Source organism: Ideonella sp. A 288 (assembly GCF_002198735.1).
Taxonomy (GTDB): Bacteria; Pseudomonadota; Gammaproteobacteria; order Burkholderiales; family Burkholderiaceae_C; genus Pseudaquabacterium.
On sequence record NZ_MWLO01000130.1, the window covers coordinates 24,374 to 45,108 of the forward strand.

Below are 20,735 nucleotides of genomic sequence, written 5' to 3' on the forward strand. Positions count from 1 at the left end.
AGTCAAGTCGACACGACTGGACATCGACACGCCCATGGGACCGCTCGACGCCGCCTGGCACCTGCTCAACTTCTTTGCCCCGGCGGTGGGCGTCGGGCTGCTGTCGGCGGCGGGCGCCAAGTGGCTGTGGCGGCGCGAACTGGGCGCTGTGCCGTGGCGCCGGCTGGCCAGCGCGGCCAGCGGCGCCTCGGCGGCGGTGCTGGTGGCCGGCCTGGTGCTCAGCGGCCGCGACGGCCGCATGGTCGTCTACGCCGCGATGGTGCTGGCCTGCGCCGCAGCCCTGGCCTGGGTGGGCTTCGGGCCTGGCCGGCGCTGAGCGTCAGCCGGCGACCACCGGGGCGACCGGCGCGTCCCGCATCGTCGGCACCAGCACCTCGCCGCGCAGCGAATGCGGCAGCGCCTGCGTGATGCGCACGTCGATCATCTGCCCCACCAGCCGCTGCGGCAGCGGTCCGCCGTCGAAATTGACGATGCGATTGCACTCGGTGCGGCCCATCAATTCTGCAGCGCTCTTCCGGCTGGGCCCCTCGACCAGGATGCGCTGCACCTGGCCGACGAGTCCGGCGCTCAGCCGCTGCACGTTCTGCTCGATCAGCGCCTGCAACTGCTGCAGGCGGGCGAGCTTCAGCGCCTGCGGCGTGTCGTCTTCCAGCGCGGCCGCGGGCGTGCCCGGGCGCGGGCTGAAGACGAAGCTGAAGCTGGCATCGAAGCCGATGTCCTCGATCAGCCTGAGCGTGCGGGCGAAGTCGTCCTCGGTTTCGCCCGGGAAGCCGACGATGAAGTCGGTGGACAGGCTCAGGCCGGGGCGTGCTGCGCGCAGCTTGCGCACCAGGCTCTTGTACTCGAGCACGGTGTAGCCCCGCTTCATGGCCATCAGGATGCGGTCGGCGCCGTGCTGCACCGGCAGGTGCAGGTGCCCGACCAGCTTGGGCAGGTGCCCGTGGGCCTCGATCAGCCGCGCGGTGAACTCGTTGGGGTGGCTGGTGGTGTAGCGGATGCGCTCGATGCCGGGGATCTCGTGCACCACCTCCAGCAGCAGCGCGAAATCGGCGATCTCGCCGCTGGCGCCCATGCTGCCCCGGTAGGCGTTGACGTTCTGGCCGAGCAGCGTCACTTCCTTGACGCCCTGTTCGGCCAGCCCGGCCACTTCGGCGAGCACGTCGTCGAAGGGGCGGCTCACCTCCTCGCCGCGGGTGTAGGGCACCACGCAGTAGGTGCAGTACTTGGAGCAGCCTTCCATGATCGACACGAAGGCGCTGGCGCCTTCGGTGCGCGCCGGCGGCAGGTTGTCGAACTTCTCGATCTCGGGGAAGCTGATGTCCACCTGCGGCCGCCCCGCCAGCCGACGAGCGGCCAGCAACTGCGGCAGGCGGTGCAGGGTCTGCGGCCCGAACACCACGTCCACGTAGGGGGCTCGTTCGATGATGGCCGCGCCCTCCTGGCTGGCCACGCAGCCACCGACGCCGATGAGCACACCCTTCTGCTTGAGGTGTCGCACCCGACCCAGGTCGGAGAACACCTTTTCCTGCGCCTTTTCGCGTACCGAGCAGGTGTTGAACAGGATGAGGTCGGCCTGCTCGGGGTCGTCGGTGGGCTCGTAGCCGTCGGCCGCGTGCATCACGTCGGCCATCTTGTCGGCGTCGTACTCGTTCATCTGGCAGCCGAAGCTGCGGATGTAGACCTTCTTGGTCATCGCTGCCTCCGCCGCCTCAGCGTTTGGTCCAGACCTGGGCCGCCGGATCGAAGGCCCAGCGCTGGGCTTCTTCCGGCGTGCTGGGCCAGGGCTTGCGTGACATCTCCTCGGCCGTGAGGATCCACACGTTGTGCACCATGCCCATCGTCTCGAGCGTGTAGTGCACGACGACCTTCTGGCCGGCCAGCGCGCCGGACAGCACCAGCAGGTTGTTCTCGCCGCGGATGCGCGAACCGGGCGACAAGCGCGCGGGCTGACCGTTGAGCAGCACTTCCGGGCCCTGGTTCACTTCGAGCGTGCCGCGCAACGCGTTGGCCGGGAACGGGCGAGGCGCCTGGGCGGCGGCGGTGCCGGCCAGCAGCATCGAGGCCACGATGGCCGGGGCGGCGGTCGCCCACCGCACAGCGGGCAGGACACAGCGGATCATGGTGTTCATCCAGTGGCTGTGGAAAGAAAAACGGCCCGAGCTCATCGCTCGGGCCGGGATCTGGTGGCGCTTCAGGGATTCGAACCCCGGACCTGCGGATTATGATTCCGTCGCTCTAACCGACTGAGCTAAAGCGCCTTTCAGCCTGTCATTATAGCGGTCTCCAACGACGGAATCGAATGTTCAGTTTCTTCAGGAAGAAGGCGCCCGCGGCGGCGCCGGTCGAAGTCCCCGTTCCGGCGGTCGACAACGCACCCGTTGCAGCACCCGCTGCCACGTCCCCACAGGCTGCGCCGGCAGTCGACCTCACCCCAGCGATGGCACCGCCGGCAGCGGCCGCGACGCCCGCGCTGTTCGGCCTATTCAAGCGGAAGTCGGCAGCGGCGCCGGCGGCCGACACGCCTGCACCAGCCGCCGCCGAGGCGATCGTGGCCGCCCCGGTCGTTGCGCCGGCTTCGGCACGGCAGGGCTGGCTCGACCGGCTGAAGAATGGCCTGCGCAAGACGGGCTCCAGCATCGCCCAGGTGTTCACCGGCACGCAGATCGACGACGCGCTGTACGAAGAACTCGAGTCCGCGCTGCTGATGGCCGACACCGGCGTCAGGGCCACCGAGTTCCTGTTGCAGGACCTGAAGCGGCGTGTCAAGGAGGCCAAGGCCACCGACCCGTCACAGGTGAAGGCGCTGCTGGCGGATGCACTCACCGACCTGCTGGCGCCGCTGGAGCGGTCTCTGGCCATCGGTCAGCAGCACCCGACCGTGATGATGGTGGTGGGCGTCAATGGCGCCGGCAAGACCACCAGCATCGGCAAGCTCACCCGGCACCTTGCCGATGCCGACCAGTCGGTGCTGCTGGCGGCCGCTGACACGTTCCGCGCGGCAGCCCGCGAGCAACTTGCGGTGTGGGCCGACCGCAACAAGGTTGAGATCGTCAGCCAGGAGGGCGCCGATCCCGCGGCCGTGGCCTTCGATGCCGTCAGCGCGGCCAAGGCACGCGGGCGCGACGTGGTGATCGCCGACACCGCGGGCCGCCTGCCGACGCAACTGCACCTGATGGAAGAGTTGCGAAAGATCCGCCGCGTCATCGCCAAGGCGGACGCGAGCGCGCCGCACGAGGTGCTGCTGGTCGTCGACGGCAACACGGGGCAAAACGCCTTGACACAAGTGAAGGCCTTCGACGACGCGCTGCAACTGACCGGTCTGATCGTCACCAAGCTCGACGGCACGGCCAAGGGCGGGGTGCTGGCGGCCATCGCACGCGAGCGCCCGGTGCCGGTCTACTTCATCGGGGTGGGCGAAAAGCTCGAGGACCTGCAGACATTCAACGCGCGGGAATTCGCCCAGGCCTTGCTCAGTTGAGGCATCTCCCCGCTGCGCCTGTGTCGCGCATCGGACGCCTGGCGTCAGCGCTTGGCGGGCAGCGGCAGGTCGGGTGCAAACTCGTCGAACAGCGCCGACGGCACCGGCTCCATCGCGCTGTCGCCCTCGCTGTCCGCATGGTCGGCATCGCCTTCGGCGAGCACCTCGGCCACCGGGATCAGCGGCATCGGCCGAGACGACGTGCCGGCCGACGATCGTGCCGCCTGCCCGGTGAGCAGCGGCAAGATCTGGTTGCGGATCATCGTCACGTCGGGCAGCGCGTCTTCGTTCCAGGACAGCACCTTGATCCCCGCCGCCTTGAGCAGTCGGTTCATCTTGTCGTGCCGACGGCGGCTGCCGTCGCTGGATCGCGCCGACCGCACATCGACCACGGCGAGCACGCGAGAGCCCGAATCACAGACCAACATGTCCACGCTGAGCCCATTGGCCAATTGCAGCCACTCGCTCTGCTGGGTGTCGACGCGCAGGAACCGCGTCACCGGAACCTGGGCCAGCACAAGGTAGCCCGGCAGTGCCTGGCGCAGCAGCGTGTGGGCGCGGCGCTCGGCGACCGTGAGCACCCGGACCGCCTGGGGCACGAAGCGGGGCAGAGATGAATCGGGCGCGCGCTGGGGGCGGCGACCTGCGTTGCGTCGGCGAACCACGGCGGCGCGCAGCGTCAACATCAGCAGCAGGGCGGCGACGAGGGCGAGGGCGGAGGAGGGTTCTACGGCAAACATGCTCGGTGTTCGGCCAGGTGAGCGTCAACTGTAGGCGGTCACCCTGCGCGCCTTGGTGACGAGTCGGCCGATTCTGTATCGGCTTGTTTCATGAATCAGGGCATCAGGCCTTTCATGCCGCCCATGCGCTTCATCATCTTCATCAAGCCGCCACCCTTCATCTTCTTCATCATGCCCTGCATCTGGTCGAACTGATTGAGCAATCGGTTCACCTCCTGGACATGCACCCCGGCGCCGGCCGCGATGCGCCGCTTGCGGCTGGCCTTCAGCAGGTCGGGCTTGCGCCGCTCCAGCGGAGTCATCGAGCGGATGATGCCTTCCATGCGGCGCACGTCACGTTCGGCACGGTCCATGTCGACCGCGCCGGCCTTGGCGGTCATCTGCGAGGGCAGCTTGTCCATCAGGCTGGACAGGCCGCCCATCTTCTTCATCTGCGAGATCTGCATCAGGAAGTCGTCGAGATCGAAGACCTCGCCGGACTTGACCTTGTTGGCCAACTTCTGCGCGGATTCGAGGTCGACGCCCTTCTGCACCTCCTCGACCAGGGCAACGATGTCACCCATGCCCAGCACGCGGCCGGCATGCCGTTCGGCGTCGAAGACCTCGAGGCCGTCGATCTTTTCGGACACGCCGGCGAACTTGATCGGTGCCCCGGTGATCTGGCGCACCGACAGCGCGGCGCCGCCGCGCGAATCGCCGTCGAGCTTGGTGAGCACGATGCCGGTGAGCGGCAGCGCCTCCTTGAAGGCCTTGGCGGTGTTGACCGCATCCTGGCCCTGCATCGCATCGACGACGAACAGCGTCTCGATCGGCCCGAGGGCGGCGTGCAGGTCGCGGATCTCGGCCATCAGCGCTTCGTCGATGGCCAGGCGGCCGGCGGTGTCGACCAGCAGCACGTCGAAGTAATGGCGCTTGGCGTGATCGAGCGCGGCCAGCGCGATGTCGCGCGGCTTCTGCGACGGGTCGGACGGGAACCACTCGGCGCCCGCCTGGCGCGTCACGGTCTTCAACTGTTCGATGGCCGCCGGGCGGTAGACGTCGGCGGACACCGTGAGCACCTTCTTCTTGCGGCGCTCGATCAGGTGCTTTGCCAGCTTGGCGGTGGTGGTGGTCTTGCCGGCACCCTGCAGGCCGGCCATCAGGATGACCGCCGGGGGCTGGGTGGCGAGGTTGAGATCGGCCACCCCTGCGCCCATCGTGGCGGCCAGTTCCTTGTGCACCACGCCGACCAGTGCCTGGCCGGGGTTGAGCGACCCGACCACTTCGGTGCCGAGCGCCTTTTCCTTGACCCGCGCGATGAAGTCGCGCACCACGGGCAATGCGACGTCGGCTTCGAGCAAGGCCATGCGCACCTCGCGCAGCATGTCCTGCACGTTGGTGTCGGTGATGCGGGCTTGCCCGCGCATCGTCTTGACGAGGCGCGACAGGCGGTCGGAGAGGGTGGAGGCCATCTGGATGGCGCCCGGGGGGTCTGCATGCCGCAGGGCCGGCCGCGAAAGTACACTGTCCGTGATGATTCTATCGTTCGCATCCTCGGCCTCCGCCGGCTCGCCGCCGATCGCCCTGGCGGTGATGGCCCTGGTGGCCTACCTGGTGGCGGCGGGCCTCGTCGGCACGTCCGAACGCGTGCCCACCATCGCGCTCAGCGTGGGCTGGCTGCTGCACGGCCTCTGGCTGGTGCTCGACATCGCCGGACTGCACCGGCCCGAGGCTGGCGTCCGGCTCGGCTTCGGGCCGGTGTTGGCGCTGGCGGCCTGGCTGATCCTGGCGGTGCACACCGTCGAGAGCCGCTTCGTTCCCTTGCCCGCGGTGCGCCGTGTGTTGGCGCTGCTGGGTGCCGTCACGCTGCTGCTGGCGTGGGCCTTCCCGGGCGAACTGCGGCAGATGGCCTCGCGCTGGGCCCCGCTGCACTGGGCGCTCGGTGTCGCCTCCTACGGCCTGTTCGGCGCGGCCGTGCTGCATGCCACCATGCTCGATTCGGCGGAGCGCCAGATGCGGCATCGCGGCCCCGCCATCAGGGGGCCGCTGGGCATGCCGCTGCTGCGGCTGGAGCGCCTCACCTTCCGCTTCGTCGACATCGGGTTTGCGGTGCTGACCCTCACGCTGCTGCTGGGCGTGGCCACCTCGACACATTGGCGGCTCGACCACAAGTCGGTGTTCTCGCTGTTGGGCTGGGGCGTGTTCGCGGCCTTGCTGGCCGGTCGGCACTGGAAGGGGTGGCGAGGCCAGCGTGCCACCCGCTGGCTGTACGCCGGCGTGACCTTGCTGCTGCTGGCCTATGTCGGCTCGCGCTTCGTCTTCGAGGTGTTGCTGGGTCGCGGAGGGGCCTGACCATGAAGTACGTGCTGGTCCTGGCGGTCGTGGTGGCGGTGCTTTGGATGCTTTCCACGAAGACGCGCCGACCCGGCGGGCGCACCGAGAGCCCCCGGCCTCCGCCTCCGCAGGTGCCACAGGCCATGACCCGCTGTGCACACTGCGGTCTGCACCTGCCGGCTGCCGACGCAGTGGTCGACGGCGCGCAGCAGTACTGCAGCGACGCCCACCGCCGGCTCGGCCCCACGGCCGGTTGATGTCGGCGTCTTCGGCCCACGAGCGGCGCCGCGTCGAGCGACGCCGCACCGATCGTCGGCAACCGCCCAAGCCGCCGGGCGAAGATTCCTGGTTCGGCGCGCTGGCCGATGGCGGCGACACGGTGCAGCGCGGCGATGGCGCCGATCCGTCGGCCCTGCCCGACGCGGGCCGCCCATCGGTCACCGACAGCCGGTTCCTGGCGCGGGAGGCCCGGCGCATCGTGTCGGGCGAGGGCACCGCGCTGCACCGCGTGTTCCGCGCCTATGTGACAGCGCGAGCCGTCATCGGGGCCGCGTTGGTGCTGGCGCCCTGGGCGATGTCGATGATGGGGTCCCGGCCTCCATTGGCCCTGGTGCTGGTGTGCCTGGGCTATGCCAGCCAGGCCGCGTCGATGTGGTTGCTGGGTGGCCGGGAAGAATCTGGCCAGCCCGCGGCTGCGCGCTTGCGGCGCCGCCAGTGGGTGTTGACCATCGGCGTTGACCTGGTCGCCTTTTCGGCCCTTCACCTGATGGAGACCACGCAGCCGCTCAACTTCTCGGCCCTGCTGGCGTTGCCGGTGCTGATGGCCGGGATCATGACCAAGCGGCTGGCGGCGCTGGCCACGGCGTCCTTTGTGGCGCTGGTGCTGCTGGTGGGCGTGTGGCGTCTGGCGCTGCAGGGGGGCGATCCAGTCGTGCTGTTCTCGCAGGCCGGCGTGGCCGGCATCGGCGCCTTTGTCATCACGCTGATCGCCAGCGAGCTGGCGCAGCGGCTGGCGCGCGAGGAGCGCTCGGCGCGCGGCAGCCTGGAGATCGCCCGCCAGCAGGCGCAGCTCAACCGGCTGGTGCTCGAGGAAATGGCCGATGGCGTCATGGTGATCGACCGCCGCTCCCGCGTGCGGGCCGCCAACCCGGCGGCGCGCGCCATGCTCGGCGTGGCCGCGCGCGGTGTGCCGATGCCGTTTTCGCTGCAGGGCGAGCCGACCTGGAAGGAGTTGATCGAATCCGTCGAGCAGGCTTTCGCGCTCGGTGGCTGGCCGGAGACGAGCCGCGAGCTCCGCCTGGGCGGGCCGACCACGGCGATGCGCATGGTGCAGGCCCGCGCACGGTTCACGCGGCGCGGCAGCATCGACGGATCCGACGACCAGCCCGAGGACGTGTGCGTGCTGTTCCTCGAAGACATGCGCCACGTGCAGGCCCGCGTGCGTCAGGAGAAGCTCGCGTCGATGGGCCGCATGTCCGCCGGCATCTCGCACGAGATCCGCAACCCGCTGGCGGCCATCGCGCAAGCCAATGCGCTGATGCTCGAGGATGCGCTCGACCCGAGCCAACGCAAGCTGGCGCGCATCGTCGAGGACAACGTGCTGCGGCTCAAGCGCATCGTCGACGATGTGCTGGCCGTGGCGCCGACCGAGGTGGTGCGGCCGCACCCGGTGGACGTGGCCGCCCTCGTCCGCGAGATCTGCGACGACTGGATGAAGGGCCTGGCGACGCCGGCCGGCACCGGGGCCGCCGGGCGGGTGACCCTGCTCCTGCCCGAGGCCGCGATGCTGGCGCTGTTCGACGCCGAGCACATGCGCCGGGTGCTGGTCAACCTGCTCGACAACGCCAACCGCCATGCCACGCAGGCGGAGGGTTCGATCCTCGTCGGCCTGCGGGCGCAACACCCCGATGGCATCGTCCTGAGCATCGGCAGCGATGGCGCGCCGATCACGCCCGACGTCGAGCGGCACCTGTTCGAACCGTTCTTCTCGACGCGCAGCCGGGGCACCGGGCTGGGCTTGTATATTTGCCGCGAGCTGTGCGAGCGCTATGGGGCCACGATCGACTTCCGGCCCGGCCAGCCGGGCGACCGCCACTGCAATGTCTTCCGCGTCGTGATGCGACCGGCCCCCAGTCCCTGACCACCGAGGCATGCCACGCCGATGTCGGACTCGACCGCTTTCAGCCTGCTCGTCGTCGACGATGAGCCGGACCTGCTCACCCTCTACGAACTGACGCTGCTCCGCGAGGGCTACAACGTCGAAACCGCGGGCACGGTCGAGGAAGGATGGCAGTGCCTCACTGCCGGCAGCTTCGATGCGGTGATCACCGACATGCGACTGCCCGACGGCAGCGGCCTCGATCTGCTGCACCGGCTCGAGCAGGCTGGGCGCAGCGAGAAGACCATCGTGATCACCGCCTACGGGTCGGCCGAGAACGCGGTGGAGGCGCTCAAGGCGGGCGCCTTCGACTACCTCACCAAGCCGGTCGACCTGCGGCAGTTCCGGCACGTGGTGGCGTCTGCGCTGGGGCGCAGCCTGCCGGTGCCAGCGCCGGCGAAGGCCGCCGGGACTGCAGCGCCCGGTGCGGCGCGGCCACAGACCGCGGCGGCCTCGCCGTCTGGTGCGGCAACGCCGCCGGTCGATCGGGGCGCGGCAGCCACCGCCGCCGCGCCGCCGCCGGTCCATCCGGCGTTGAGAAGACTGTCCGGCGAGTCCACGGCCATGCAACAGGTTCGCTCCCTGATCGAACGGGTGGCGCGAGGCATGGCGCCGGTGATGGTGCAGGGCGAGTCCGGCACCGGCAAAGAATTGGTGGCCCGGGCCATTCACGACGTCAGCGCCCGTGCGCCACAGGCCTTCGTGGCCGTCAACTGCGGGGCCATCCCCGAGCAGTTGCTCGAGGCCGAGTTCTTCGGCTATCGCAAGGGCGCCTTCACCGGGGCCAACGAAGACCGCGACGGCTTCTTCCAGGCCGCGCACGGGGGCACGCTGTTCCTCGATGAAATCGGCGACCTGCCGCTGGCCATGCAAAGCAAGTTGCTGCGCGCGATCCAGGAGCGATCGGTGCGGCCGATCGGCTCGGTCACCGAATCGCCGATCAACGCGCGCATCGTCAGCGCCACGCACAAGGACCTGGCCACGGAGGTCCACGAGGGCCGGTTCCGCCAGGACCTGTACTACCGGCTCAATGTCATCCAGATCCGCATGCCGCCGCTGCGCGAGCGGCTGGACGACCTGCCGACGATCTGCCGCGTGGTGCTCGAGCGCATCTCCCGCGATGCCGACGTGTCGCCGGCGCCCACGCTGTCGGCCGACGCGTTCGCGCTGTTGGCCCGCTATGGCTTTCCAGGCAACGTGCGCGAGCTGGAGAACCTGCTGCACCGCGCCGTGGCACTGTCGGGCGGCGGGGTGATCGATGCCGCCGCCCTGGGCCTCGGCGACGAGGCCTTCGAGGAAAGCGGCTGGCAGGCCCTGGAGGCCGTGGCACCGGCGCCACCGCCGACGGCCGCCGGCGCCGACCTGCCCAGCGACCTGGTCGGCCACCTCGACCATGTCGAACGCGACATCCTGGTTCGGGCCCTGGAACGGCATCGCTTCAACCGCACGGCAGCGGGCGCGAGCCTGGGTCTGTCGCTGCGCCAGATGCGCTATCGCATGGCGCGCCTGGGCATCCACGCCGGCGACCTGGGCGGCGACTGAGGCCGTGGCGGGGGCGGCATCGGGTGCCAGGCCTGGCGCCTGGACGCAGGGCTGGTGGCGCGGTGCGCGGATCATCGAGTCGCCGAACCACGGACCGCGTCCCGACGGGCTGCCGATCGAACTGGTGGTCCTGCACTCCATCAGCCTGCCGCCGGGACAGTTCGGCGGCGATGCCGTCGAGCAGCTGTTCACCAACCGACTAGACCCGTCGGCGCATCCGTCATTCGAGCCGCTGCGCGGCCTGGCCGTGTCGGCGCACTTCTTCGTGCGGCGCGACGGCGAGGTGTTGCAGTTCGTGTCGTGCGACCGCCGTGCCTGGCATGCCGGGGTGTCCTGCTGGCAGGGCCGAGACAATTGCAACGACTGGTCGATCGGCATCGAGCTCGAGGGCCTCGAGGGCGATGTGTTCGAGCAACCGCAGTACCTGGCGCTGGCCACGCTGATGCGCGCGTTGCGGCGGCGCTATCCGATCACCCTGGTGGCCGGTCACGAGCACGTCGCACCGGTGCGCAAGCGCGATCCCGGTCCGGGGTTCGACTGGTCCTTGCTGCAGCGCCTGCTGCGCTGGCGCCTCACGATCTTCCCGGCGTCGCTGCCCGGCGGCGGCGGGGCACCTTAGCCACGCGGTCTGCGTGGGGTTGGGCGCGGCGCGAAGGCGCGGCCGGCCGGTTCGACCAGCGCCGCGTCTGCGCCCCCACATGAGGGTAAGCACGCTACGGGTAGTGCTTGAGGCTCTTCGAGCCCCCAGATATAGTGTCGGCATGCTATTCTTTGCGCCGATCGAAGCTGAGCTTTGCAGCGCGCGACATCACAGGGGCGATCACTTCCAGGCCGGGCACGGCGGGGGTGAATGCAGCCCAGGCCGCAGGCCTCGATCCCGATAGACCACGCACGAGCCGGCGTCGCGAGTACCACCGACGCTGGGCGCTGCCCGCATCTTTTTGACTTCACACAGCGCCAGCCGCTGACCAAACCACGAGGGGAATCCATGCAGACCATTGCCACCACCCAAGCATCTGTCACGCCGGTGCCGCGCCTGTCGACGGCCGCGGGCCCGGCTGCGTCGGCCTATGCCGGCTACCAGATCATCCGGCGCAACGGATCGGTGGTGTCCTTCGAGCCCAACAAGATCGCCGTCGCGCTGATGAAGGCCTTCCTGGCCGTGCATGGCACGCAGGGCGCGGCTTCGGCCAGCGTGCGCGAGACGGTCGACGGGCTCACGGAGTCGGTGGTGCGCGCGCTGCTGCGCTCGCGGCCGGGCGGTGGCACCTTCCACATCGAGGACGTGCAGGACCAGGTCGAACTCGGCCTGATGCGCGGCAGCCACCACGAGGTGGCCAGGGCCTATGTGCTGTACCGCGAGCGCCGCACGCAGGAGCGTGCGCGTCAACTGCACCAGGCGCAGCCGAGCGAGCCGCAACTGCACGTGGTCGACGGTGGCCACCGCCGCCCGCTCGACATGAAGGCGCTGCAGTCGTTGGTCGAGTCGGCTTGCGCCGGCCTCGGCGACGATGTCACCGCCGAGCCGATCCTCGCCGAGACGCGCCGCAATCTCTACGACGGCGTGCCGATCGAAGAGGTGCACAAGGCGGCCATCCTGGCCTCGCGCACGCTCATCGAGAAGAGCCCGGCCTACACCCGTGCCACCGCGCGCCTGCTGATGCACACCATCCGCAAGGAGATCCTCGGCGAGGAGATCGACCAGGCCGCCATGGCAGAGCGCTACGCCGACTACTTCCCGCGCTTCGTCAAGCAGGGCGTCGAGGCCGAGCGCCTCGACCCGCGCCTGCTGCAGTTCGACCTGGCGCGACTGGGTGCCGCGCTGCAGGCCGAACGCGACCTGCGCTTCGACTACCTCGGGCTGCAGACCTTGTTCGACCGCTACTTCCTGCACATCGACGAGCGCCGCATCGAGATGCCGCAGGCCTTCTTCATGCGCGTGGCCATGGGCCTGGCGCTGAGCGAGATCGACCGCGAGGCCCGCGCGATCGAGTTCTACAACGTGCTGTCCACCTTCGACTTCATGGCCAGCACGCCCACGCTGTTCAACAGCGGCACGCTGCGTTCGCAGCTGTCGAGCTGCTACCTCACCACGGTGGCCGACGACCTGGACGGCATCTACGAGGCGCTGAAGGAGAACGCCCTACTGTCCAAGTACGCCGGCGGCCTGGGCAACGACTGGACCCGCGTGCGCGCGCTGGGCAGCTACATCAAGGGCACCAACGGCAAGAGCCAGGGCGTGGTGCCGTTCCTGAAGGTGGTCAACGACACGGCGGTCGCGGTCAACCAGGGCGGCAAGCGCAAGGGAGCGGTCTGCGCCTACCTCGAGACCTGGCACCTCGACATCGAGGAGTTCCTCGAGCTGCGCAAGAACACCGGCGACGACCGTCGGCGCACGCACGACATGAACACCGCCAACTGGATCCCCGACCTCTTCATGCGCCGCGTGATGGAAGGCGGCCAATGGACGCTGTTCTCGCCCAGCACCTGCCCCGACCTGCACGACAGGTTCGGCAAGGACTTCGAGCAGGCCTACGTCGGCTACGAAGAGAAGGTCGACCGCGGCGAGCTCAAGCTCTACAAGCGCCTGCCCGCCAAGGACCTGTGGCGCAAGATGCTCACGATGCTGTTCGAGACCGGGCACCCCTGGATCACGTTCAAGGACGCCTGCAACGTGCGCAGCCCGCAGCAGCATGTGGGCGTGGTGCATTCGTCCAACCTGTGCACCGAGATCACGCTGAACACCAGCGACACCGAGATCGCCGTGTGCAACCTCGGCTCGGTCAACCTGGCGCAGCACCTCGACGGCGGCCAGATCGACCATGCCAAGCTCAAGCGCACCATCGCCACGGCGATGCGCATGCTCGACAACGTCATCGACATCAACTACTACGCCGTGAAGAAGGCGCGCGACTCCAACCTGCGCCACCGCCCGGTCGGCCTGGGCATCATGGGCTTCCAGGACGCGCTGTACGAACTGCGCATCCCGTATGCGTCGCAGGCCGCGGTGGAATTCGCCGACCGCTCGATGGAGGCGGTGTGCTACCACGCCTACTGGGCCTCGACCGAACTGGCCGAGGAGCGGGGCCGCTACTCCAGCTACCGCGGCTCGCTGTGGGACCGCGGCATCCTGCCGATCGATTCGCTGAAGCTCCTGTCGGAGCAGCGCGGCGGCTACGTCGAGGTCGACACGTCCTCGACCATGGACTGGGATGCGCTGCGCGCCCGCATCGCGCAGCACGGCATGCGCAACTCCAACTCGGTGGCCATCGCCCCCACCGCCACCATCTCCAACATCATCGGTGTCGACGCATCGATCGAGCCCTGCTTCGGCAACCTCTCGGTCAAGAGCAACCTGTCGGGCGAGTTCACCGTGGTCAACGAGTACCTGGTGCGCGATCTCAAGAAGCTGGGCCTGTGGGACGACGTGATGGTCATGGACCTCAAGCACTTCGACGGCTCGCTGCGCCGCATCGACCGTGTGCCCGAGGAGATCAAGCAGCTCTACGCCACCGCGTTCGAGGTCGATGCGCAGTGGCTGGTCGAGGCCGCGGGCCGGCGCCAGAAGTGGATCGACCAGGGCCAGTCGCTCAACATCTATCTGGCCGGTGCGTCGGGCAAGAAGCTCGACGAGGTCTACAAGCTCGCGTGGCTGCGCGGACTGAAGACCACCTACTACCTGCGCACGATGGGCGCGACGCATGCCGAGAAATCCACCGTCACCGCCGGCGCCATGAATGCGGTGTCGAGCGGCTCGGGCTCAGGTGGTCTGTCGGCGCATGAGACAGCGTCCTCGTCGGCGATCGATGCATCGCCCGCGAGCGACATCAAGTTCTGTTCGATCGACACGCCGGATTGCGAGGCCTGCCAGTGATGCGATGAGCCATGCACGATGCCAGACGGCGTGTCCGACGATGGCATCGTTGCATCGATCACGCGCCGGCTTCGACGGTGTTCATCACGATGCGAGGTCGCAACATCGCGTCCGCTTCGTTGTCAAGAAGTGCTTGGTGTTTGAACACAACACTCCGATAATTTGAGCCATAGGAAGTACACACATGCTGGTCTGGGAAGACGACGTCAGACTCCCATCGACGATTTCACCGAATGGCTCCGCGCCGCTCCCTCCGAGTGCCGCGCGGACAGCCGTCCCGCCACCTCCCACGCAGTTGCAGCCCGTCACCTCCGCCATCGCAGAAGCGGTCGCCTACGTGGCCCCGGTGGTGGCATCGCAAGCGGCCCAGCGAGCGGCCATCTCGAGTGACACGCGCCGTGTCAACGTGGCCGAGAAGCGCATCATCAACGGCCACACCGATGTGAACCAGTTGGTGCCGTTCAAGTACAAGTGGGCCTGGGAAAAGTACCTCGCCACGTGCGCGAACCACTGGATGCCGCAAGAGATCAACATGTCGCGCGACATCGCGACCTGGAAGGATCCCAACGGACTCACCGAGGACGAGCGCCGCATCATCAAGCGCAACCTCGGCTTCTTCGTCACCGCCGATTCGCTGGCCGCGAACAACATCGTGCTGGGCACCTACCGGCACATCACGGCGCCCGAGTGCCGGCAGTTCCTGTTGCGCCAGGCCTTCGAGGAAGCGATCCACACGCACGCCTACCAGTACATCGTCGAGTCGCTCGGCTTGGACGAAGGCGAGATCTTCAATGCGTACCACGAGGTCACGTCGATCCGCGAGAAGGACGAGTTCCTGATCCCGTTCATCGACGCGATCATGGACCCGATGTTCAAGACCGGCACGCTCGAGAACGACCGGACGCTGCTGCGCTCGCTGATCGTCTTCGCCTGCCTGATGGAAGGGCTGTTCTTCTACGTCGGCTTCACGCAGATCCTGGCGCTGGGTCGGCAGAACAAGATGACCGGTGCGGCGGAGCAGTACCAGTACATCCTGCGTGACGAGTCCATGCACTGCAACTTCGGCATCGACCTGATCAACCAGATCAAGCTCGAGAACCCGCAGCTGTGGACGGCACAGTTCAAGGCCGAGATCAATGAGCTGTTCCGCAAGGCCGTCGACCTCGAGTACCGCTATGCCGAAGACACCATGCCGCGCGGCGTGCTGGGCATGAATGCGAGCATGTTCAAGGGCTACCTGCGTTACATCGCCAACCGGCGTGCCACGCAGATCGGCCTGGAGGCGCTCTTCCCGAACGAGGAGAACCCGTTCCCCTGGATGAGCGAAATGATCGACCTGAAGAAGGAGAGAAACTTCTTTGAAACCCGCGTCATCGAGTACCAATCCGGTGGCGCACTGAACTGGGATTGAAGGGCCGGCCCGCGTTGCCGGCGTTCACCCCAGGAGCAGATCAAGATCCGCGCGCGTGACATTGCTGCCGACAGAAGCAGCGAGCACGGGCGCTCCCCCGTTCATCGGGGCAGGCCCCAAGCCGGCATCAGACGGCGCGGCCTGACCCGATGAATTGCCTCACCTGGAATGCAGGTGCGGCGTCTATGCAACTTGATCAAGGAGATCGAAATGGCAACTGCGAAGAAGGCTGCGGCGAAGAAGGCCGCCCCGGCGAAGAAGGCTGCACCGGCGAAGAAGGCTGCCCCGGCGAAGAAGGCTGCCCCGGCGAAGAAGGCTGCACCGGCGAAGAAGGCCGCACCGGCGAAGAAGGCGACCGTCAAGAACGCGCCGGCGAAGAAGGCCGCTGCGAAGAAGGCGGCCCCTGCCAAGAAGGCGACGGCGAAGAAGGCTCCCGCAAAGAAGGCTGCAGCGAAGAAGGCTCCGGCCGCTCCCGCTGCGCCTGCGCCTGCGGCGAAGACTGCGCTCAGCCCTGCTGCCGCTTGGCCGTTTCCGACGGGAAACAAGCCCTGACGAGCACGTGGAATGATGTAAGCAACCCGGCATCTGCCGGGTTTTTTTGTTGCTAGGCAATCATTTGGGCAATCGGCTCTATCAGCACTTTCAGTTGGCTCCTGTCCGAGTTGAACTTGGCGAACGCGGTTCGTGCTGAAGTCATGAGGGACTGGGCACGGACGTGGTCGCCACCTTGTTCGGCGATCTGTGCCAGTCGCGCATGTATGAATGCCACCTCATCGAGGTCTGTCGAGGCGTTGACCAATTCGAGTGCGTTCTCTGCGAGGGAAGCGGCCTCGTCGAACTTGCCTTGCGCAGCAAGACTCCACGCGGTATCCACCAACAGCAAGGGCAGGGATCTCGCGGCTAACGCCGTGCGGTCTATCGAATCCAGCATCTGATTTGCGCCTGCAAAGTCCCCTTGGACAATCAACAGATGGCCCTTTTGCAGAGGGATCAAGGTCTGGAGAGATGTAGTGCCGATTGCGGTGTCATAGTTCCAAGCTGAGTTGGCCTGCATTAGTGCGAACTTGGTATCGACGGAATACTTCTCTCCGAACGCGTCCGCCATCCTGATGTTGTCGGTGAGTAGTGCAGCCATGTTGTGCATGAGCGCACTGAGCGTGGCCTGATCGCCCTCTGCGGTCGCGTGGAGTCGAGTTTTCTCGTACCAAGGCCGGGCGAGTTGGAAGTCTCCACAGTAATTGAGGACATCCGCCACATTCAACGATGCCCGCGCAAGGGCCTGGTGGTCGTCCGGTCGGGCCAACGTGAGTGCATCGCGCAGGTGCTTCACCATGCTTTCGAAGCGCAGCTCATTGAAGTCGATGTGTGCCATCCAGGCGGCGCAAGTCGGTTTGGCCTCCTCCACGTTCATTGCGAAGGCGATCGCATGCGCGCGGCGGGTGCGATCGAAACTGTCCTTCCACCGGCCCTGGAAGAAGTGCAGGATCCCTTCCGACAGCATCAGCCAGACACCGCCCGGGGCACTCAGGTCCTTGCCGTAGGCGGCCCGAACGCCACTGATCGCCGACAAGGCCTCTTCGGTGTGGCCCTGCCGGGCGTAGGTCGATGCCGCCCGGCACATGGCGCGCGCCCAGTCATCGCGGTGGGTGCTGGATCGGGCCTCTGCGAGCAGCGTCTCGAGCAGGCGGGAGTTCATCGCCAGTCCTCAGGCGGAGGCCGTCAGCGCGTCCAGCGCCTGCCGGTAGCGCTCGGCCGTGGCCGCGGCCACGGCATCGGGCACGTCCGGCGCCGGGGCCACCTTGGGCCAGGGCTTGCCGTTCACCGTGGCGGTTTCCAGCCAGTCGCGCAGGAACTGCTTGTCGAAGCTCGGAGGGTTCTCGCCCTCGCGGTACGAGTCCACCGGCCAGAAGCGCGATGAGTCGGGGGTCAGGATCTCGTCCATCAGCGTCAGCCGCCCAGTCTCGTCGAGACCGAACTCGAACTTGGTGTCGGCGATGATGATGCCGCGGGTCAGGGCATAGGCGGCGGCCTCGGTGTACAGCCGGATCGCCACGTCTCGCACCTGCGTGGCAAGGTTCGGGCCGATGATGTCGGCCATGCGCTCGAAGGGGATGTTCTCGTCGTGGTCGCCCTGCTCGGCCTTGGTGGCCGGCGTGAAGATCGGTGTCGGCAGGCGGCTGGCGTTCTTCAGGCCCGGGGGCAGTGGCACACCGCAGACCTGGCTGTTCTGCTGATATTCCTTCCAGCCCGAGCCAGCCAGGTAGCCTCGCACGACGGCCTCCACCGGCAGGGGTTTCAGGCGCTTGACGAGCATCGCCCGGCCGGCCACCTGCGCCACCTCGTCGGGGGCCACCACGGATTCAGGCGCCTGCCCGGTCAGGTGGTTCGGCACGATGTGCGACAGCTTGTCGAACCAGAACAGCGCCATGCGCGTGAGCAGTGCGCCCTTGCCGGGAATGGGCTGGCCCATCACCACGTCGAACGCCGAGATGCGGTCGGAGGCGACCATCAGCAGCCGATCGCTGCCGACGGCGTAGTTGTCCCGCACCTTGCCACGCGCCAGCAGCGGCAGCGAATGCAGGCGGGATTCGAGCAGGGCGGTGGGCGAGGTCATGTCGGCTCCAGGGGAAGGCTCGGGCACGGTGCAGGTCCAGGCGCACGGGGCAGCATCCGGGGCGCACGGGCGGACATTGTGCCCGCGCCACTCCGGCGCGCGGTGCGCGGTCGTGGCGGCCGTGCAGCGGCTTGGCCGCGCCCAGAAAAAAGCCCGCCGGTCAGGGCGGGCTGGTGGCAACGGTCGGGCCTCGTCAGCTCAGTTCACGACCTGGGCCAGATCGCCGCTGGCATAACGCTGCGCCACCACCGTCAAAGTCAGCGGCTTGATCTTGCTGCCCTGACCGGCGCAGCCGAACTGCTGGTAGCGTTGCATGCAGATGCCCTTGGCGGCCTCGCGCGCGGGCTTGAGGTAGTCGCGCGGGTCGAACTTGCTGGGGTGCTCGGCGAAGAAGCGGCGGATGGCGCCGGTCATCGCGAGGCGGATGTCGGTGTCGATGTTGATCTTGCGGACGCCGTACTTGATGGCTTCCTGGATCTCTTCCACCGGCACGCCATAGGTCTCCTTCATGTCGCCACCGAACTGGCGGATCTCGGCCAGCAGGTCCTGCGGCACGCTGGAGCTGCCATGCATCACCAGGTGGGTGTTGGGGATGCGGCGGTTGATGGCCTTGATGCGGTCGATGGCCAGGATGTCGCCGGTGGGCTTGCGGGTGAACTTGTAGGCGCCGTGGCTGGTGCCGATGGCAATGGCCAGCGCGTCGAGCTGCGTCTTCTTGACGAAATCAGCGGCCTGCTCCGGGTCGGTGAGCAGTTGCTCGCGGGTCATCGTGGCGTCGGTGCCGTGGCCGTCTTCCTTGTCGCCCTTCATGGTCTCGAGCGAGCCCAGGCAGCCCAGCTCGCCCTCGACCGTGACGCCCAGCGCGTGCGCCATGTCGACCACCTTGCGGGTGACCTCGACGTTGTAGTCGTAGCTGGCGATGGTCTTGCCGTCGGCCTGCAGCGAGCCGTCCATCATCACCGAGCTGAAGCCCAGGCCGATGGCGCCGCGACAGACGTCGGGGCTCTGGCCATGGTCCTGGTGCATCACCAGAGGCACGTTCGGCCAGGCCTCGGTGGCAGCCTGGATCAGGTGCTTGATGAAGTGCTCTCCGGCGTACTTGCGGGCGCCGGCACTGGCCTGCAGGATCACGGGGGCGTCGAGCTCCGCGGCGGCCGACATCACGGCCTGCACCTGCTCGAGGTTGTTGACGTTGAAGGCAGGGATGCCGTAGCCGCTTTCGGCGGCGTGGTCCAGCAGCTGGCGCATCGAGACGAGTGGCATGGTGGTTCCAGTGGGAAGTGGGGAAATCGCGTCGGTCGGGCGAATCCATGGTGCCGGGGCCGCGGACGAGCACACCGGGGCGATGAAACCACCCTGAAACTCGGCTCGATTGTATCGGCGGCACTCCGACACGACAGTGCTCTCGGTCAGGCCGGCCGAACGGCGCGCGCCACGGATTTGGCAGGCGATCGACCCGCTTTTCCGGCTCAAGCCGGCGCTCGGCGGTCCGACACTGCGTCCACGACCCCACAGGGCACGGCGCCCCGCCGCAAGGACATCCCATGAAGCAGCCAGCGTTGAACGACGTGACCACCTGGATCACCGAGGCCGTCCGACAGCACCCGGCCGACCTGCCCGCGCACCTGGCCGAGCGCCTGGGCGTCGGGCGGCGCAGCGCCCTGGCGCTCGTGCGCAAGCTGGTGGAGGCGCAATGGCTCGTCCGCGGGGGCACGCCACGGCAGCCCAGCCACGCGCCGGGCGCACTGAGGCAGGTGATCCGCCACTACCCCGTCGACGGATTGCAGGAAGACGCCGCCTGGCGCCGCGATTTCGCGCCGCAGTTCGACCTGCCGGCCCACGTGGCCCGCATGGCGCAGCATGTGTTCACCGAACTGCTGAACAACGCGACCGACCACAGCGGCGGCACGCAGGTGACGGTGTCGATGCGGCAGACGCCGCTGCAGGTGCAACTGCTGGTCAGCGACAACGGCCGCGGCGTGTTCGACGCCATCCAGCAGGCCTTCGGCATCGACGAGCCGGCGCTGGCCATGCTGGAGCTGGCCAAGGGCAAGCTCACCAGCCAACCCGATCGGCACTCGGGCCGTGGCCTGTTCTTCGCGGCCAAGCTGGCCGACGTGTTCGACCTGCATGCCAACGAGGCGGCCTTCGCGCAGCGCGACTGGCAGCGTGACCGCTGGGTGGCCGGGCGGCCGGCCTGCCGCCGCGGCAGCTCGATCTACGTGGCGATCTGCCTGGACACCAGCCGCACGCTCGACGCCGTGATGGAGCGCTACAGCACGGCGGGCGATGGCATCGGCTTCGACCGCACGGTGGTGCCGCTGGCGCTGGCCACCACGCCGCAGGCGGGGCTGGAATCGCGGGCGCTGGCCCGTCGCGTGGCCGCGCGCCTGCCGCAGTTCAAGCGTGCCGTGCTCGATTTCGATGGCCTGACCGACATGGGCCACGGCTTTGCCGACGAACTGTGGCGGGTCTTCGCGCGGCAACACCCGGGCCTGGAACTGGTGCCGACGAACATGTCGCCGCACATCGCCGCCCTGGTGGACAGCGTGCTCCACCCGGCGCCGGCCTGAGCGCCCGGCGCGGCGGGCCGTTGGTCAAGCCG

At 68.0% G+C, this 20,735-nt stretch carries 18 protein-coding genes and 1 tRNA gene; 11 read left to right on the forward strand and 8 right to left on the reverse strand.

Annotated features, from left to right (window positions below):
• The first annotated feature begins 34 nt into the window (after positions 1-34).
• Positions 35-316 carry a hypothetical protein gene (locus tag EOINJALH_RS17480; RefSeq protein ID WP_088282366.1) on the forward strand — a complete coding sequence of 94 codons (282 nt, stop codon included), beginning with the start codon at positions 35-37 and terminating at the stop codon, positions 314-316.
• 3 nt (positions 317-319) lie between these two features.
• Here the strand turns inward: EOINJALH_RS17480 and miaB are convergent, their stop codons facing one another.
• The 3 genes from miaB to EOINJALH_RS17495 form a co-directional block, all read right to left on the reverse strand.
• On the reverse strand, positions 320-1,693 hold the full coding sequence (miaB, locus tag EOINJALH_RS17485; RefSeq protein ID WP_088282367.1) for a tRNA (N6-isopentenyl adenosine(37)-C2)-methylthiotransferase MiaB: 1,374 nt from the start codon (positions 1,691-1,693) through the stop codon (positions 320-322).
• 16 nt (positions 1,694-1,709) lie between these two features.
• On the reverse strand, positions 1,710-2,120 hold the full coding sequence (locus tag EOINJALH_RS17490) for a hypothetical protein (protein ID WP_234413901.1): 411 nt from the start codon (positions 2,118-2,120) through the stop codon (positions 1,710-1,712).
• A 61-nt stretch (positions 2,121-2,181) separates the two neighbouring features.
• Positions 2,182-2,258, reverse strand: a tRNA-Met gene (locus EOINJALH_RS17495).
• Between the two features lie 41 nt (positions 2,259-2,299).
• Between EOINJALH_RS17495 and ftsY the strand changes: the two genes are divergently transcribed.
• Positions 2,300-3,478, forward strand: a complete 1,179-nt coding sequence (ftsY, locus tag EOINJALH_RS17500; protein WP_088282369.1) for a signal recognition particle-docking protein FtsY — start codon at positions 2,300-2,302, stop codon at positions 3,476-3,478.
• 44 nt (positions 3,479-3,522) lie between these two features.
• Here ftsY and EOINJALH_RS17505 read toward each other — a convergent pair whose 3' ends face one another.
• Positions 3,523-4,077 carry a DUF2726 domain-containing protein gene (locus EOINJALH_RS17505; protein WP_158219802.1) on the reverse strand — a complete coding sequence of 185 codons (555 nt, stop codon included), beginning with the start codon at positions 4,075-4,077 and terminating at the stop codon, positions 3,523-3,525.
• A gap of 236 nt (positions 4,078-4,313) precedes the next feature.
• Positions 4,314-5,669, reverse strand: coding sequence for a signal recognition particle protein (ffh, locus tag EOINJALH_RS17510; protein ID WP_088282373.1), 1,356 nt, complete (start codon positions 5,667-5,669; stop codon positions 4,314-4,316).
• Positions 5,670-5,730: 61 nt separating this feature from the next.
• Here ffh and EOINJALH_RS17515 point away from each other — a divergent pair, with 61 nt between their 5' ends.
• From EOINJALH_RS17515 to EOINJALH_RS17550, 8 genes are all read left to right on the forward strand, one after another.
• Positions 5,731-6,549, forward strand: coding sequence for an inner membrane protein YpjD (locus tag EOINJALH_RS17515; protein ID WP_088282375.1), 819 nt, complete (start codon positions 5,731-5,733; stop codon positions 6,547-6,549).
• 2 nt (positions 6,550-6,551) lie between these two features.
• Positions 6,552-6,788: a PP0621 family protein gene (locus EOINJALH_RS17520; protein WP_088282377.1), complete on the forward strand. Its 237-nt coding sequence runs from the start codon at positions 6,552-6,554 to the stop codon at positions 6,786-6,788.
• A complete protein-coding gene (locus tag EOINJALH_RS17525; protein WP_088282379.1) occupies positions 6,788-8,671 on the forward strand; it encodes a PAS domain-containing sensor histidine kinase in 1,884 nt (627 codons plus the stop codon). Before EOINJALH_RS17520 ends, EOINJALH_RS17525 begins: the two co-directional genes overlap by 1 nt.
• A 21-nt stretch (positions 8,672-8,692) precedes the next feature.
• Positions 8,693-10,231, forward strand: a complete 1,539-nt coding sequence (locus tag EOINJALH_RS17530; protein ID WP_088282381.1) for a sigma-54 dependent transcriptional regulator — start codon at positions 8,693-8,695, stop codon at positions 10,229-10,231.
• Between the two features lie 4 nt (positions 10,232-10,235).
• Positions 10,236-10,850 (forward strand): 1,6-anhydro-N-acetylmuramyl-L-alanine amidase AmpD, encoded by a 615-nt coding sequence (gene ampD, locus EOINJALH_RS17535; RefSeq protein WP_088282383.1) that lies wholly within the window; start codon positions 10,236-10,238, stop codon positions 10,848-10,850.
• 369 nt (positions 10,851-11,219) lie between these two features.
• Complete coding sequence (locus EOINJALH_RS17540) at positions 11,220-14,105, forward strand: ribonucleoside-diphosphate reductase subunit alpha (RefSeq protein WP_088282385.1); 2,886 nt, start codon at positions 11,220-11,222, stop codon at positions 14,103-14,105.
• 184 nt (positions 14,106-14,289) lie between these two features.
• On the forward strand, positions 14,290-15,516 hold the full coding sequence (locus EOINJALH_RS17545) for a ribonucleotide-diphosphate reductase subunit beta (RefSeq protein WP_088282387.1): 1,227 nt from the start codon (positions 14,290-14,292) through the stop codon (positions 15,514-15,516).
• Between the two features lie 210 nt (positions 15,517-15,726).
• The gene (locus EOINJALH_RS17550) at positions 15,727-16,068 is read left to right on the forward strand and encodes a histone (RefSeq protein ID WP_088282488.1); all 342 of its coding nucleotides are present in this window, start codon (positions 15,727-15,729) and stop codon (positions 16,066-16,068) included.
• A 52-nt stretch (positions 16,069-16,120) separates the two neighbouring features.
• On the opposite strand, the gene EOINJALH_RS17555 is transcribed toward EOINJALH_RS17550, so the two are convergent.
• The 3 genes from EOINJALH_RS17555 to fba form a co-directional block, all read right to left on the reverse strand.
• The gene (locus EOINJALH_RS17555; RefSeq protein WP_088282389.1) at positions 16,121-17,212 is read right to left on the reverse strand and encodes a tetratricopeptide repeat protein; all 1,092 of its coding nucleotides are present in this window, start codon (positions 17,210-17,212) and stop codon (positions 16,121-16,123) included.
• A 9-nt stretch (positions 17,213-17,221) separates the two neighbouring features.
• Complete coding sequence (locus tag EOINJALH_RS17560) at positions 17,222-18,130, reverse strand: phosphoribosylaminoimidazolesuccinocarboxamide synthase (protein ID WP_088282391.1); 909 nt, start codon at positions 18,128-18,130, stop codon at positions 17,222-17,224.
• 198 nt (positions 18,131-18,328) lie between these two features.
• Complete coding sequence (gene fba, locus EOINJALH_RS17565) at positions 18,329-19,393, reverse strand: class II fructose-bisphosphate aldolase (protein WP_088282393.1); 1,065 nt, start codon at positions 19,391-19,393, stop codon at positions 18,329-18,331.
• Between the two features lie 281 nt (positions 19,394-19,674).
• Between fba and EOINJALH_RS17570 the strand changes: the two genes are divergently transcribed.
• Complete coding sequence (locus EOINJALH_RS17570) at positions 19,675-20,703, forward strand: ATP-binding protein (protein ID WP_144290074.1); 1,029 nt, start codon at positions 19,675-19,677, stop codon at positions 20,701-20,703.
• Positions 20,704-20,735 lie beyond the last annotated feature (32 nt).

What these genes read in the sequence shown, in the direction of transcription:
- EOINJALH_RS17525 (WP_088282379.1), top strand. Translation starts at nt 6,788, where the DNA reads ATGTCGGCGTCTTCGGCCCACGAGCGGCGCCGCGTCGAGCGACGCCGC.
- EOINJALH_RS17570 (WP_144290074.1), top strand. Translation starts at nt 19,675, where the DNA reads ATGAAGCAGCCAGCGTTGAACGACGTGACCACCTGGATCACCGAGGCC.
- EOINJALH_RS17490 (WP_234413901.1), bottom strand. Translation starts at nt 2,120, where the DNA reads ATGATCCGCTGTGTCCTGCCCGCTGTGCGGTGGGCGACCGCCGCCCCG.
- EOINJALH_RS17555 (WP_088282389.1), bottom strand. Translation starts at nt 17,212, where the DNA reads ATGAACTCCCGCCTGCTCGAGACGCTGCTCGCAGAGGCCCGATCCAGC.
- EOINJALH_RS17550 (WP_088282488.1), top strand. Translation starts at nt 15,727, where the DNA reads ATGGCAACTGCGAAGAAGGCTGCGGCGAAGAAGGCCGCCCCGGCGAAG.
- EOINJALH_RS17545 (WP_088282387.1), top strand. Translation starts at nt 14,290, where the DNA reads ATGCTGGTCTGGGAAGACGACGTCAGACTCCCATCGACGATTTCACCG.
- EOINJALH_RS17515 (WP_088282375.1), top strand. Translation starts at nt 5,731, where the DNA reads ATGATTCTATCGTTCGCATCCTCGGCCTCCGCCGGCTCGCCGCCGATC.
- EOINJALH_RS17520 (WP_088282377.1), top strand. Translation starts at nt 6,552, where the DNA reads ATGAAGTACGTGCTGGTCCTGGCGGTCGTGGTGGCGGTGCTTTGGATG.
- EOINJALH_RS17560 (WP_088282391.1), bottom strand. Translation starts at nt 18,130, where the DNA reads ATGACCTCGCCCACCGCCCTGCTCGAATCCCGCCTGCATTCGCTGCCG.
- EOINJALH_RS17530 (WP_088282381.1), top strand. Translation starts at nt 8,693, where the DNA reads ATGTCGGACTCGACCGCTTTCAGCCTGCTCGTCGTCGACGATGAGCCG.
- EOINJALH_RS17540 (WP_088282385.1), top strand. Translation starts at nt 11,220, where the DNA reads ATGCAGACCATTGCCACCACCCAAGCATCTGTCACGCCGGTGCCGCGC.
- ftsY (WP_088282369.1), top strand. Translation starts at nt 2,300, where the DNA reads ATGTTCAGTTTCTTCAGGAAGAAGGCGCCCGCGGCGGCGCCGGTCGAA.
- miaB (WP_088282367.1), bottom strand. Translation starts at nt 1,693, where the DNA reads ATGACCAAGAAGGTCTACATCCGCAGCTTCGGCTGCCAGATGAACGAG.
- EOINJALH_RS17480 (WP_088282366.1), top strand. Translation starts at nt 35, where the DNA reads ATGGGACCGCTCGACGCCGCCTGGCACCTGCTCAACTTCTTTGCCCCG.
- ffh (WP_088282373.1), bottom strand. Translation starts at nt 5,669, where the DNA reads ATGGCCTCCACCCTCTCCGACCGCCTGTCGCGCCTCGTCAAGACGATG.
- fba (WP_088282393.1), bottom strand. Translation starts at nt 19,393, where the DNA reads ATGCCACTCGTCTCGATGCGCCAGCTGCTGGACCACGCCGCCGAAAGC.